General features: G+C 60.7%; 10 protein-coding genes. All 10 read right to left on the bottom strand.

Going from position 1 to position 14,037, the window contains the following annotated elements:
• Positions 1–162: 162 nt before the first annotated feature.
• Positions 163–333 carry a hypothetical protein gene (locus APH30_RS29185; RefSeq protein WP_009681808.1) on the bottom strand — a complete coding sequence of 57 codons (171 nt, stop codon included), beginning with the start codon at positions 331–333 and terminating at the stop codon, positions 163–165.
• Positions 317–697: a hypothetical protein gene (locus tag APH30_RS21355; protein WP_054913697.1), complete on the bottom strand. Its 381-nt coding sequence runs from the start codon at positions 695–697 to the stop codon at positions 317–319. Before APH30_RS21355 ends, APH30_RS29185 begins: the two co-directional genes overlap by 17 nt.
• The gene (locus APH30_RS30035) at positions 694–8,106 is read right to left on the bottom strand and encodes a phage tail protein (RefSeq protein ID WP_082416228.1); all 7,413 of its coding nucleotides are present in this window, start codon (positions 8,104–8,106) and stop codon (positions 694–696) included. Before APH30_RS30035 ends, APH30_RS21355 begins: the two co-directional genes overlap by 4 nt.
• A gap of 56 nt (positions 8,107–8,162) precedes the next feature.
• Positions 8,163–8,741 (bottom strand): tail assembly protein, encoded by a 579-nt coding sequence (locus tag APH30_RS21345; protein ID WP_054913696.1) that lies wholly within the window; start codon positions 8,739–8,741, stop codon positions 8,163–8,165.
• A gap of 57 nt (positions 8,742–8,798) precedes the next feature.
• Positions 8,799–9,152 carry a hypothetical protein gene (locus APH30_RS21340; RefSeq protein ID WP_054913695.1) on the bottom strand — a complete coding sequence of 118 codons (354 nt, stop codon included), beginning with the start codon at positions 9,150–9,152 and terminating at the stop codon, positions 8,799–8,801.
• 41 nt (positions 9,153–9,193) lie between these two features.
• A complete protein-coding gene (locus tag APH30_RS28875; protein ID WP_156326586.1) occupies positions 9,194–9,808 on the bottom strand; it encodes a hypothetical protein in 615 nt (204 codons plus the stop codon).
• Positions 9,809–9,883: 75 nt separating this feature from the next.
• Positions 9,884–10,702, bottom strand: coding sequence for a C40 family peptidase (locus tag APH30_RS21335; protein ID WP_082416227.1), 819 nt, complete (start codon positions 10,700–10,702; stop codon positions 9,884–9,886).
• 2 nt (positions 10,703–10,704) lie between these two features.
• Positions 10,705–11,454, bottom strand: a complete 750-nt coding sequence (locus tag APH30_RS21330) for a phage minor tail protein L (RefSeq protein WP_054913694.1) — start codon at positions 11,452–11,454, stop codon at positions 10,705–10,707.
• A complete protein-coding gene (locus tag APH30_RS21325; protein ID WP_054913693.1) occupies positions 11,451–11,789 on the bottom strand; it encodes a phage tail protein in 339 nt (112 codons plus the stop codon). Before APH30_RS21325 ends, APH30_RS21330 begins: the two co-directional genes overlap by 4 nt.
• On the bottom strand, positions 11,789–14,037 hold a 2,249-nt coding region (locus APH30_RS21320), incomplete at its 5' end, for a phage tail tape measure protein (RefSeq protein WP_054913692.1). The genes APH30_RS21320 and APH30_RS21325, both read right to left, overlap by 1 nt.

Raw genomic sequence — 14,037 nt, 5'->3', positions numbered from 1 at the left:
AGAATCTCGCGGGCTCGGGCGTCGGCCTCCTCCTGGGTGGCGTAGCGAGTTTTGTTGGCAACTTCGTAGTCATTGCTCAGGTTGATGGCGACAAATGGCATGGGTAAATCTCCAGGCAAAAGAAGCCCGCACGATGGCGGGCATTGGGTAGTTGGCTTGGATTCAAGCCTTGGGGTGTTGCTGCTTGATCTGCTGCAGGGTCGAGAAGAACGGCTCAGCCTTGGGCATATGCCCTTGATTCATCGCATGCCAAAGCATGTCCAGTTGCTCCTCCACCGGCGGGTACTCGGCCGCACGGCGCTTGGTGTGGTCGCTCTTATGCTGAATTTTCAACGGTGAACTCCCGATCGCGGTATGGCCAAAGGCTGACCGTGACGGTGTAGATACCCGGCGCCGAAAATCCCAGCTCGATGTCACTGCCGTCAGCGGTGTAGGTTTCGCTCTCGATGTTGACGGCGGCACCTTCGGGCACCCCCTTCAACCAGAGCCCTTGGAGAACCGCCCCCATCTGGGGACGCTCCTTGAGCATCTGCCCCACCACGAAGTGATCTGCCGGCCTTGCCGGTGTGGCCACCTGGATGAAAGGCCGGTCGGTGTTGAGCCTGATGATCTGCTTCCCGTACTCGGGCGGGCAGCTGACGGCAAATACGATCCGGCCGTCAGGCTCATAGGCTGCGAAGTGTCCAGTGTTGCTCATCGTTTGGTTCCCATCGCAAAGAGGTTATGATTTCTCACCCCGACACCCGTGTTCTCCCCCCACCACTTCACAGTGATGACGAAATAACCAGGGCCAACGCCGATTGATCCCATCAGGTTAGGGAAGCCATCCGCCCAATCGCCGCCACCTTCCGCGATCACCAAGCCGTTGATATCCATCTGGAATTGGTACTTACGGATACCACTGCCAAACCCTTGGTAGCAGCTGTACTGGGCGGTGATGAAACCGCCCTCGTCCATCTGAACGCCGACAGCGACCAGGTTTTGCCATTGGCCTACCCCCGCACCCAGCACATTCCCGGGGCTGCTTGCCGATACCGGCACAGTGACAGCGTTACCACGAATTCGCAGCGTGTCGATTTCCGCCACCCCGATCTTCGCGGACGTAATCGCACCGTTGGCGATCTTGGCGTTGATGATGCTGCCATCACGAATGAAGGCATCATTCATGAACACCTGGCCGCCTTGAATCGCAAACGGGCTGACGTAACCATTGCCGGCGGCGTTGATTACCGCGAACTGGTCCGCCAAGACGGCCACGACCGACTGCAGCACACCATTCTGGTTCTGAATGCCTACTCCAATCCCACCGAGCGCATAAACTCCGCTTTGCGTAACTGCAACCTTGATCGAGAACTGAGCGTTGACCCGATTATTCAATCCGGTCTGCGCGGTACTGATCTGCTGTACCGAAGCATTGGTGGCCCCCAAAGACGATTGGGTGCTCTGAATTTGCTGACTGAGTGCTCCATCAGCATCGCTTCGGGCCTTGGCTTCGTTCTGAATCGCGGCGTTGGCATCTCCGACAGAGGACAGCAGCCCATTTATCCTCTGTGTTTCAGCCGCCAGCTTGTCCCCCTGCTGGGAAACGTTGACGCTGAGTGAGTCAAACGCCCTCCCCGAAGCAGCCACCGACCGGCGACCGGCTGCGATGTAGGCAATGTCCACCTCGCCATTGGCATCACCTGAGTTGTACATGTCCAGGCGGATGGCCCAGATCTTCTTCCCATTCCAACCAGAATGGCCGGACAGATCGAGCTCGATGTCCTGCCAATCTCCACTCGAGGTGCTGATAGGCCAGTTGAAACGCCGAGCCTCAGCAAGCCCCCCATCCTCGTTGGCCCAGTACATAGCCGCACTGGTCCGGCCGGTGTTGCGCCGGCGCAGCCTGATCCTCACAAGAGGGTTCGCGGCTCCGTCTATGACGGGGAAGGTGTTGGTTGCCTGAATGGTCGTGAACTTGGCGACAGTTGCGTACTGAGGGCCTGCGGTCAGGGTTGCTCCAGACGTATTGGCTATCCATCCCTCCACTGAGTTCACGAACTCCCAAGTCTGCCCAGCTACGAATGGCAGAGCGGTGCCAATCTTCGCCTCCAGGTTGGTGATGCTCGCGGATTGCGCAGTCAGTCCGCTTTCAGTAGCAGCGACGCGGTTGGCCACGCTGGTCAGCGCTGCGGTCGACGCCTTGCTGGCCAGGCCAGTGGAACCGCTGTTGACGCTGTTCTCAAGGCTGGTCGTTCTGCCGGACACAGAGGTGATGTCTTTGGCCTGCTGGCTCACGCTGGATGTCAGGCCGTCGACTGCCGTAGAAACGGCGCCGATGGCGGTGCTGTTGACCTGCCCGTTGTCTCGCCAGCCAGTCGGCCGCGAACCGTATTCGACCTGTGGCCTGGCAACCTCGAAAGTACCAGCAGCACTACTCCCGCTTGCAGCGTGGGCCCGGTAAAACACCCGAACCTTGGCGGCGCCAGCAGGAGCAATCGATGTGAACGACACGCGATCGCCGGACACCGATACGGGCACAACCTGCGAGGCCGGAGCAGAGATTACGGTACCGGCGGCGTTTGCCCACTGATGGAAGATCCTCAATCCCAAATCGCCTGAATCGGAGGTCTTCCTTGCATAGATCGACGACGTCACCGTCTGACCCGGGGCAACTGCAGGAGCCCGTTCACTTGCTGTGACCAGCGACGTGTAAGGGTTGCCCGAAGCTGTTGTGCCAACGCCCGTGGTGGTGCACCGATATGCATTTTCTGCAGCGTTAAGCCAGGAGCTGACCATTGAGGGCGTATAGGTCGCCGTCCCTTCCGGCACCCATCCATCAGGATTGTTCCCCGTAGCTGCTCCCAATTTCGTGAAAGCCGGGTTGTAGAGCAGATTCTCTCCGCCAACGTCTCCGATCGAATTGTCCAGTTGAGTTAGCCGACCACTGACTGACGTCAGCCCCTCCTCGGTGCTGGAGACACGACCCGATACGCTGTTGATCGCTGCAGCGTTTGCTTGCGCTGCGCTTTGAGCGTTCTTGGCGTTGTCCTTCCAGGCACTCACGACGGTGGATAGTTCAGCTTGGGCGCGATCAATCTCGTAGTAGCCGTCACTGGCGGTACCACCCAAAGGACCTCTGACGCGTAAAAGAAGGTCTGCCCCGATCGTCCCCGCTGGAGCGGCAGCGCCAGTGAAGACTGGTCGGTTCCATGCGTCGCTCAGAATGGTTCGGAGCGGTCCATGCGTCCCTACCGTGGCCCCACCACTGTTCTTGTATTGCAGGTATATCTCGCTGACCAGATCCTGGGTGCCCCGGACATACGCCGACACTGTCAGTACCTGCCCTGGCGCCATGGACACCCAGCTTGCGTTCGGTAGCGCAACATCCACATACGCAGAGCCGGATAGCCCTTTGGCATCAACACGCTGCGCCTTACCGCGAGGGTCCAAGGTTGACGGCACCAACGACAGAAGCCGATTGGGTGCAGACAGCGAGGAGCCAATACGCCAGCCATCAGCAAGGCCGGCAGTTGGCCCCTCTACCTCAAACGAAGGGTTAGGCAGTAGGTTCTCGCCGCCAACCTGGCCGAGCGATGCATTAATGCCAGTGATCGCCTCGCCAGCGGCGGTGATGGCTGTGCCCTGTTGCTCTACCTTATTCGTGAGGCTCTGAACGGTAGAGGCATCAGCCTTTGTCGCTACTTGGCTCAGGGCATTGGCCGCTGCTGCTGCGGCATCCGTGGCTACCTTGTCCGAAACTGCCTGCCATGCAGAGCCATTCCACCGTTTGGGTGTGTTCCCGCCACCTGTGGTATCAATCCAAAGGTTCTGGATCTGCTGGTTGATGGCTGAAGGTGTTGAGTTTTGGACGATCACCTTGCCCTTGGCGTCAGCGAGGCTGTATGCGTCTTGGGCAGCCTTCTGCGCAGCTGACACATTACCGTTGGTAGCATTGAGCCCACCCTGCAGATTTACGATCGACTGGCTCTGGCTGGATAGCTTTCCTTCTGCTTCGGTAACCGCGTTGTTCAGAGTGGAAACGGCTTCTGCCGAGGCCGAGGCGGAACGCCTACCAACGGCGATATAAGCGATATCGATCTCGCCGCTTGTATCACCGGAGTTCATCATGTCCAGGCGGATGGCGTAAATTTTCTTGCCGTTCCACCCGGCATGGCCGGACAGGTCAAGCTCGATGTCCTGCCAATCCGTGGTTGTGGTGCTGATGAACCACCCAAAGCGCCTTGCCTCGGCCAACCCGCCTTCTTCGTTCGCCCAATACATCTGGGCACCTGCCCGGCTGGTATTACGCCGCCGTAGCCTAATCCGCAGATAGGGGTTCTCTGCGCCTGCAACGACTGGGGTGAAATTGCACTGAAGGTTCGGGTTTGCAGTCACGGTAGCAAACAGCGGGCCCGCAGTAATCGTCCCATTTGTCGCGGTCGCCACCCAACCCCTTGTCGAGCCGGTGAACTCCCAGGCACGGCCAGCAACGAATGGCTGGGCAGCGCCTACGCTGTTTTTCAGCTGCGTGATATCAGTGCTCTGGCTGCTCAGTGCCCCTTCAGCAGCCTCCACTCGGTTACCCAGGGACTGGACAGCCGAAGCATCCGCCTTCTTGCTCACGCTGTCAGTCAGCGAGGTGAGCGCCTGGCTTTGCGAGCTGATGAGCTGATCTTGGGCCTTATCCTTGTCCTCGGTCGCCGCGACACGGCTCGTGACCTGCTGCAGCGCCTGCGAACTGGCCTTGCCGTCGATGCTGGTCTGCATGCCGTCCATGCGGGTGGCTTGCGACGTGAGCTTGCCCTCGGCATCGCTGACCCGGGTGGTCAGGCTGCTGACTACCGTGGCGTCGGCCTTAGTCTGGGCCAAGGCCAATGCGCCGGCGGCAGCTGCGGCAGCATCGGTTGCTACCTTATCCGTCACAGCGATCCATGCCGAGCCACTCCACCTCTTCGGCGTGTTGGCATTGCTGGTGGTGTCGATCCACAGGTTCTGAGCCAGACGGTCGGCGACGGCAGGCGCGGCCGACTGAACAATGACCTTGCCCTTCCCGCCCGCTAGCGTGGCCGCATCCTGCGCAGCCTGCTGGGCAGCCGACACGTTGCCGTTGGTGGTGGTAAGGCTCGACTGCAGGCCCGAGATCTGCTGGGCCTGGGCTGAGGTGGCGCCCTCCAGGGTTTCGACTTTGGTTTCCATGGTCTGGACGCGCGCGGCCATGCCGTTGGCAGTCACCACCGCCTGGCCAACATCGGTCCAGTAGGTGGCGTTCGGCGGTGGCGTGTTCAGCGGTACCGCTTTTAGGGCCTGGTACAACTTGCCATCACTGCCCAGGGCGCTTTGCCCGACGCTGTAGGCCTTGTCTTTCCGGTACGGCAACGAGCCGGCCAAGGCCGAGACGTTGGCGATCTGCTGCTGCAGGTCGGCCTTGGCAGCCGACACATCAGCGCTCACAGCGGTGATGTGCTGCTGCAAGTTGCCTTTGGTGGTGTTGAGGGCGTTGTTCACCTCACTGATTTGCAGGGCCAGTTCGGTCTTGGCCGTCCCTATCCGATCGTTCACCGACCCAGGGCCATTCTTGTCTATCAGGTCGATTCGGCTGGTGAGCTCCTGGCCCAGTTCACTCTCGGTGATCTGATCCTTGATCTGCTCGAGGATCGCGCCAGCATCAGCGCTGGCCATTCCGGCAACCACTGCCGGGGCCTCCGGGAAGAACGGGCCGAGGTTGCCGGTGCGATCCACCAGGCGCGCCCAGAAGAAGAAACGCTGCCCGGCGCGCAGGCCCTGCATGACGTGCTCGTTCTGCGGATAGGCCAGGTCGGCCAGCTTGGTGGCCAAACCCAGATCGGTGCCTTCGCTGTACCACAGCTCCGTTCGCTGGGTGTCCTCGGCGCCCGCTGGAAAGCCCCACTTGATGCCGATGCCAAACAGCAGACTTTCGGTATCCAGGAACGTAACGGCCGGCGGCAGGCCTTCCTTGCCATTCAGCTGAGTCAGATTCGAGCTTTTCCAGATCGAGGTGATGTCGAAGCTACTGACCGCCCGTACCCGAGCCAGGTAAGCGCCAGCGTAGATTCCTACCACATCAACCGAAGCAGCGCCGGTGCGTTGCAGACGAATCCAGTTGCCGTTGTCCTTGCGCCATTCAACATCGTAAGCAACGGCACCCTCCACTGCCGGCCAAGCGATGGTCATGGTGCTGACCGCGATGCCTTGGTCAATCACGTGGTTAGACGACAGCGTCACGCTCGCTGGCGGCTGCACGGTCGTCACCGGGATGACACTAATCGGGCGCTCGTCCAGCTTGGCACCGGTATCGATCGCGGGGAACTTACTTGGGTTGAACTCGAGCGCGGTGATTTCGTGGTTTCCCTCCTGGGTACGAGTCGTCTTGAGCACCCGGAAAAGCTGGATGGCCAGGTCGTCGTAGTCGATTGCCCACTGCAGCTCAGGTTCAGGCTGGACCCCGTAATCGGTGGTCACCGTGACCGCGCGCCCAGCTACCGATTGCACGGTGCGCGCCTGAGCAGTCCCATTCGGCAGGTTCAAGATCAGGCGATCACCGGCCTTGATCGGCGTGTCACGGTCCAAGGTCACAACGCGGCCGGCAGCCACCGAAATCCGGCCACCGTTTGGACGGCCCGCAACGAGCTCGTCTGCGATGGGAATGACGTAGCCAGGCAGTGGAATGCGTCCTTCCATGCCGGTCTTGAAGGTGACGGTGCGGTCCTGGCTGTTGCTCAACAGCGCCCACTTACCGCGGCGTTGGGCCTCGGAGGCCCGGGTGCAGCCAATCGCCGACAGCTCGATTGGGCGATCGCGGTACCTGCGCTGGAGCGACAGATCGGTCACCGGAATGACGTCGGTGTCGTAATTGTTGGCCGGGTTGTCGTAGCTGACCAAGGCGCGGCTGTAGTGCGTGTTGCGCTCGGCGCCCCCGTAGACGAAGTCACCGTCGATTACGTTGGCTCGGGTGAACACGTAGTCAATGTCCTGGGCTCGCGGCATATCCGCCTGCATGAACAGCGAACCGTGGGCCCAGTACACCATGCCCCGGTAGATGGCCGCCAAGTCACGCAGCAGCGTCCAGGCCTCGGAGCGGCCCTGCAGGTTCATGTCGCACAGATAGCGCGGCTCTTGACCACCCACGCCATCCGGCACCAACTGGTCGCAGTACTGGGCAATGCGATACATCTCCCACTTGTCGACCATCCACGACTTGATGCGCTTACCCAGACCGAACCGATCTTCGACACACAGCCCGTAGGTCACGAACGCAGGGTTGTTGGTCCAGGCCTGCTTGAAGGTGCCGTCCCATACGCCAGTGTAGGTACGGGCTACCGGGTCGTAGTTGGTCGGTACCGGCCAACGCTTGGCCTTGCACCTCACGGTGACAGCCGGGATGTTCTGGAACTGCTGGGCGTCAAACTCGATGTACAGCAGCGCGGTGTTCGGGTAGCGCAGCTTCTGGTCGATGATCTCGGTGTAGCCAGCGATGGTCATCGTGTCGGCGATTGTGCCGCTGTTGGCGTTTGGGGTAATCCGGCGCACACGCAGCATCCAGCCGGAGGTCGCCTTGGGCAGGTTCACACGCACGGAGCGCTGGTAGCCATTGGTGGTTTTGCCGTCCACGGCGCCGAGGTGCGCCTCTACATAAGCACCGCCGTCGGTGGCGATATCGATCGCGTACTCAATGCGGTAGCCGTTGGTGTTGCCGTTGCTGTCCTGCTGCGCCAGGCGCGGCCAAGTCATGCGCACGCGCACGGCCGAGAGCTGGGTGTTACTCAGGGCACGGGTGAACGGGTTGTCGCTGCGCAGCTCCACATTGATGTTGGTCTCGTTCTCGACGGAGGGAATGCCCTGGATGTACTCCTGCTCGACGGAGCCTGGGCGCCACTCCCACTTCACCCCTGGGAAATTCACGTTGCCGCTGGCGTCCATGATCGGCGTGTTGTCGAGGTAGATGTCACGGTCGGTTGGCGTATCTTCGAATTCGCCCTCACCTACGGCCAGCAGGATCTTGGCGATGTTCGACGACTGCAGGCTGTCCGGTGTCTCGACCGGAGTTTTCGGCTTGCTGTCGCCGCCCTTGGCGCCGGTGATTTCCAGGTGATCTACAGGGCCCATACTTTCCTCCGGGCAAGAAAAAACCGCCCGGAGGCGGTCTATTAGCTGAGTTGGCCCTAGGCCTTGTCTTGCGCCTCGATCGAGGCTGAGATGATCGCCCCACCCCAGCGGCGTTCGCCGATGCAAATCGGGACAGGATTGCCACTGGCTGTAGTGTTCTTGGCGCTGCCGAAGGCGTAACTCGGCAAGTTCTCAGGTGCGGCACTCTGAGACAGGCCCTTGGCCTGAGGGCTGAGCATCTGGATGACTCCGCCGGCGGCCATTGCTACACCTACGGGAAGAAGGGCTTGGAACCCAGGGACGGGGATGAAGGAAGCGGCAATCAATATCGCGCCAATAACTGTCTGCAGCATCCCCCCACGCTTACTGCCAGCAACAACCGGAACGATTTTCACAACCTTCGCTCCGCCACGACCGAATTCGGTCTCACCTACGTTTGTACCATTGCGGTAGATAGCGAAATTCATTCCCAAGCGGGACAGCCGATCAATCTCTTCCTTGAATCCTGGCAGCGTGATCGTCAGCGCTTTCAGCAACTCGCGCACGCTGCCAGTATCCAGCAGTCGCCGGTGCCACCGTCCAAGCGCTTTGCGCAAAGTTCCTGAAAACTCTATAACGGTCATTTCTTGAGACATGCAGTTCTCCAGACGAAAAAAAGCCGCCAAGTGGCGGCTAATTGCTTAAAACAGCGTTCAAAGGCAGTTTTTCACGGACGAAGTAATCTTTGACCTGCCCATGGTTATCCCTGGCATCCGCTGATACAGCAGCACCTCGCTGCCGTGGACCGTTTGTTTGATTTCCAGAAGCTCGTTGGTCTGACCGATCGATTCAGCTGAGGAAATCAATCGGTAGCCCGTAAGAGTCTCACTCATGGTTGCCCCGGCCTGGTGCTCTTGCCATTCAGGCAAAACGCACAGCGCGTATGCTTTTGGTGCCTTCGTGGTTTCTGCCATGATCGTCGGGTTACTCTTGAGTAAATTGCCGGGCGTAGTGCAACCCGCCAGCAACGCCAGCCCCACTGCACAGATGAGAATTCGCGTGATCATAGTCTCCCCTCAGAAATGGCGCACGATAGATTAGTCGGGCTCTACATCACCATGTCTAAAATTCGGGACTCTAGAGTACCTCTTGCGTAACACGTCAAATCGGGGGAAGTGTATGGGCTCTTGGTCGAGAAATCGATCGTCGTAGGATTTACTGTCACCGGTGAACCGTCGAAACCAAAGATTTTCGCGTTGACAGTAAATACGTATTTGGTATTAACGGAGATATCTGTGCCGCCTTTTCCCGGAGCGACGTAGATATTCACGCGTCCTTCTAGCTTCGTTTCACGGCTGACATTGAACGCAGCATTTTGGTTTGTAACCGCAAATTTTGCAGAATCTGCCGTGACGTAGTTATAAACTTGCTCCCCTCTCGCGTTACTGAACTTCCGTAAAGTTGACCCACAGTCCACATACTCAGAAGGCCGCGACGTCGAAAAACTAACATTAATCAGACGAGAGCTCTTATCAATATTATTGATAACAAAAAAATCCGAACTGAGCTGACGAACGAGCTGATCCCAGGACTTTTCGAAGTCCGTAGAAACGCTTCTGGTGTTGGGGACTGCCGCTGGCGTTGGGGGGCTATAGTCCATTGAGGATGTTGCGCAACCAACCAAAGTGCCACCAGCCAATAGCAAAACTACCTTTTTATACATGTCGCGCTCCTTAAATGAGCGCAAAAAAATATCATAGAGCCATTCAACTGCGATAGCATAATGATAGCCAGAGGGTCACAGCTCCGAGTCCCGCTCGTCAAGCCGACACATAGCGTTTAGCGCCTTCTCCTTCCCGCCGCGCTCCGCACCTTGATGTCGTAACACAAGGCGCGTCCGGTCGAGCCAGGGCCCACCGAATACGATGATTTCTGATGGTCTGCCCAGCAGGTGGTGCAGCATGAACGGGCCAGGTCCGAAGACCTCCGCCGATTCCTCCGGCAGCCGAGCGTCAGCGCCGAGGTAAATGCCGGCGTGGTTCGGGTGAGCCGTGCGGCCCACGGCCATGACAATCATGTCGCCGCGCTGCGGCTGGCTGACCTGGTAGAAGCCAGCAGCCTCGAAGGCCTGCTCATACAGGCTTGGACCGTCCGGCTTCTCCCACCACCCATCCTCCCGCGCGTAGGCCGGAAATTCCAGACCCCACTCTCGCTTGTACCAGTCAGCACAGACCTGCCAGCAGTCCCAGGCTCCGTGCACGAACGGCCGCCCGAGCAGCGGCGCGTGACCGGTTGGCGCGACTGTGCGCAGGTCACCCTCTGGCCAGGACAGGATGTACCAAGGCAACCCGGTAGCCTCGCACATGGCCAGGTCACGGGGCGACGGCCTGCTGGGGGCATCTGGATGCGAGTGCACGATACCGATCACCTCGCCCTGCTCTTCAGCCGCAGCATACTGCTCGGGCGCGATGCGGAATTCCTCGGATGGGTCAGTCGCGGTGTTTTCACAAGGCACGTACTTGTGCGACCGACCTACCGCCACGATCAGTCCGCATGATTCTGTCGGATAGCAGCCGGCGGCATGCGCTCGCACTGCCTCCAGGATGTGTTTGCGCATGGTCAGCTCCGTGCGATCAGGGAAACGGCCGGGAAGCCGCCGAATGGCAGTTGATTGCCCTGCCCGTAGCGAACGGTGCATCCCGTGTCGAGGCAGCCATTGCACTGGTCCTTGGCCGGGTCGTCGGTGGGATCGCCTTCAAGGTCGAAGTAGGGGCCGGTGTAGCCGCAGTTCGGGCCGCGGTAGCGGGCAGTCATTGCCCAGTGGCATAGCTGCGTCATCTGGCGGCCGATAGTCTCCCCGCCCACGTCGCCAGGGCTGGCCAGCTCCCAAGAAACCGTAGTGCCGTTCTCGGAAACCTTCTGGTCGATGTACCAGACCTCGATCGCCTCTTCGGTCGGATCGGCCTCGGGGTTGCCTGCCGGGAAATTCACCGCATCCAGATAGCGAGCCATGGTGTGACGCATGGTCAGCTTGAACTCGAGCAGGTTGTCGAAGGCCAGGCACAGGGTGGTGATTCGGCCGTTGACGTTGCCCACGGTCAGCGTGGGCCGCACGGCGGTACCATCCGAGTTCGCTTCGATGCCATCGATTTGCATGGGCCAGGCGCCGTACTCATTGCCCTGCCACCAGATCGACTTGGCCGGCAGCTGGTCAGCGTTCGCGCCAGCCGCTGCCAGTTCTTGAGGTGTGTGCGGTATCGCGTGCCCATGGAATCGCAGCGTGTCCGCTCCGAAATCGGAGCCGTCCAGCTCTAACAACAGGATTTCTGCGCCGGGTTCCAGCTTCTGCAGCTGAGTGATCAAGGTCATGGATGAAATGCTCGTTCAAAAGTAGCTGTCAGCACCGCCACACCGCCCGGCTTTCGCTGCTGCCGGAAGGTCTCGCACCGATACAGCCCAAGGACGCCCTCGGGATTCGTCCACAGAAATGACGTGGCGCCCCGGTGCCTCCGGATGAACGCCAGGATAGGTGCGAGCTCGTCAGCCAGACCGCCGAACGACAGCGACCAGCTGTCAGATTCGGCATTTAGGCCATCGGTGGACACCTGGGCGTAGTTGTCACCGAACTGTGATTTCCGGGTGCGTAACGTGCTATCACCGCTGGCCTCGTCGTCTGGCGTCCAGGTGAAGGTTTCGATCGCCATCAGCGCCTCCCGTTACTGTTTCGATAACTCACGCCACCCGCCCGCCACGAAGCGGCTATGGCACGCTCCGCCACCCCCTGCATCTGCTGCTGGAGGTTTTGCTGAAGGGTGGTGCTGTCCAGTTCCATGCCGTCTGCGCTGCGGTCCTCAACACTCACCGAAACCGGCACGTTGAGTTGCACCACGGTGGACCCGCCGCCGTTGCCACCAACGACCTGAACGCCAAGCGATCCGTCCGAGCCCCTGGCCAGCGGCATGATTGCCTCAGGTCCAGCCTCGCCGGCCACGCCTAGGCCACCATTTGCTATGCCGAAGGCAGTCGGGCGGCTCAGCACACTGTTGGTGAACGCACCGCCCTTGGCGAACAACTGCACGCCTCGAGACCAAGCGCCGCCCAGCGCCTGGGGGAAGTACGTACTGCCATAGCCCGCCTGCGACGCACCGAGGCTCGACGAGACGGCACCCGCAGACCCGGGCGTCATGCCGTTACCTGAGCCACCGCCGAAGTAGCTGCCCATCGCAGACACGCCCAGGCCAACCAGCCCACTCAGCAACGAGCTGGCGGCCTGCTGGCTGGCGATCCTGGCCATGTCGTTGATGACACTCGACGCGAAGTCCTTGAAGTTGGCCTTGCCAGTGATGGCGAATTCGGCCAGGGCATCGCGGGCCGTGTTGAAACCGGTGGTGAGCATGTCATCGGTAGCGCCGGCCACGTTCGCCGCGTCCGCCTGAATGTTCGCCCAGGCTCGCTTGGCGCCGTTGCGGTAGTCTCGCTGGGCCAGCAAGCGAGCGTCGAAACCGTCGACTTCCATCTGCAGCTCGCGCGCCTGGTAGTCGGCCAGGTCCGCCAGCCGCTGTTGATAGGCGTCCTGGCTGAGCCGGCGCGACACATCCTCCTGCTGCTCTTCAAGCTGCCGGCGCGCCTCGGCATACTTCTGCCGCACAGCGTTGAGCCGGTCGGCCTGTTCGCGCTGATCGTCGCCCATGCCTACGCCGGCTACGTCCGCATTGATTGCGTCCTGCCGGGTCTGCAGCACCACCTCCATGGCCTTGCGGTAGGCTTCGGCGCTGTTGCGCCGGATCTCCGCCAGCTTCCTCTCTTCTTCGGCCCGTTTCTTTAACTCCGGATCGGCATAGGCCGCGTTCAGGTTCTTGATGCCGAGCTCCATCTCGGCGGCGGTGATCTTGCCGGCGGCCTGGGCCTTGCGCAGCCCCTGCACGCCCTCGACCAGGTCCTCCAGGCGCTTCTTCTCCGGCAGCGCACGGTCGATGATCGCGTCGAGCGCCTTGACCTCGTCGTTCAGCGCCTTGGTGCGGCCCTTGCTGCCTTCAGTCGAATCCTTGTTGGCCTTCTTCTGCGACTCGATCGCGCTGGCCGCCGAAAGGATCGCCTGTCGGTCGGTCTCGGTGAGATCGGCGTTTTCGGCGATGTAGCGGTTGGCGATCTTGATTGCGTCGCCATTGTCCTGCAGGCCGGCCAGCTGCTTCTGCAGCGTTTCCAGATACGTCTGGCCAGCCGAACTCATGCCGACCTTGGCGGCATTGTTCGCCTGGGTGGCCGAGGTGTTCGCATCGGTGACACCGGTGAGCACTCGCAGGGTTTCCGCGATCAGGCTCGATCGCTGATCGGCGTCGCTGACGGCACCCGCCTGGGTGATCCACTGCTGCACCGTGCTGGCCGGCAGTTGCAGCCGTGTCGCTACCTCCTGCAGCACAGGCGATAAACCCTGTCCCGAGGCACGCGCCTCATTGAGGCGATCGATCAGGCCTTGGTACTCGGCCAACTGCCGGTTGTACTGGCCGCCAGAGTCGCGCGCCGGGGCCGTGACCACAGCCGATCGGATCGACTGGGACAGGTCGCCATAGGCGTCCTTCACCTTGTCAGCGGCATTGACCTGTTCTTGCTGCCACTTCACCAGCGAGGCTTCACGCTGGTCCTTGTTGAGCTTGGCGAACTCTTCTCGCAGCTGAGCAACCGGCTTGTGCAGGTCGTCCAGGCTGACGCCCGCCTGGTCGGCGTTGTCGCTGAGTAACAGGAAGCTGGCCGCTGCGGTACCGGCGAGCAAAGCCAGCCCCATCGGGCCGCCCAGTGCCGACAGCAAACCGCCGGTGGCGGCGCGTGTCAGGTTGGCCTGGGCAATGGTCAGCGCTTCGGTGGATGCCGTGAGCGCCGCCTGTTTTGGCAAGAGCTGGGTCTGAACCAGATTGAGCCGCTGCAGGCCTGTCGCGGCAGCTACCGAGGCCTCCG

The sequence above is a fragment of the Pseudomonas sp. NBRC 111127 genome, assembly GCF_001320345.1.
In the GTDB taxonomy this organism is placed as follows: Bacteria; Pseudomonadota; Gammaproteobacteria; order Pseudomonadales; family Pseudomonadaceae; genus Aquipseudomonas; species Aquipseudomonas juntendi.
This window is presented reverse-complemented; position numbering and strand designations above follow the sequence as displayed.

Bases quoted from the DNA above. Each gene is read 5' to 3' on its own strand.
- APH30_RS21345 (WP_054913696.1), bottom strand. From the start codon at position 8,741: ATGTCTCAAGAAATGACCGTTATAGAGTTTTCAGGAACTTTGCGCAAA.
- APH30_RS21355 (WP_054913697.1), bottom strand. From the start codon at position 697: ATGAGCAACACTGGACACTTCGCAGCCTATGAGCCTGACGGCCGGATC.
- APH30_RS30035 (WP_082416228.1), bottom strand. From the start codon at position 8,106: ATGGGCCCTGTAGATCACCTGGAAATCACCGGCGCCAAGGGCGGCGAC.
- APH30_RS28875 (WP_156326586.1), bottom strand. From the start codon at position 9,808: ATGTATAAAAAGGTAGTTTTGCTATTGGCTGGTGGCACTTTGGTTGGT.
- APH30_RS21330 (WP_054913694.1), bottom strand. From the start codon at position 11,454: ATGACCTTGATCACTCAGCTGCAGAAGCTGGAACCCGGCGCAGAAATC.
- APH30_RS21340 (WP_054913695.1), bottom strand. From the start codon at position 9,152: ATGATCACGCGAATTCTCATCTGTGCAGTGGGGCTGGCGTTGCTGGCG.
- APH30_RS21325 (WP_054913693.1), bottom strand. From the start codon at position 11,789: ATGGCGATCGAAACCTTCACCTGGACGCCAGACGACGAGGCCAGCGGT.
- APH30_RS21335 (WP_082416227.1), bottom strand. From the start codon at position 10,702: ATGCGCAAACACATCCTGGAGGCAGTGCGAGCGCATGCCGCCGGCTGC.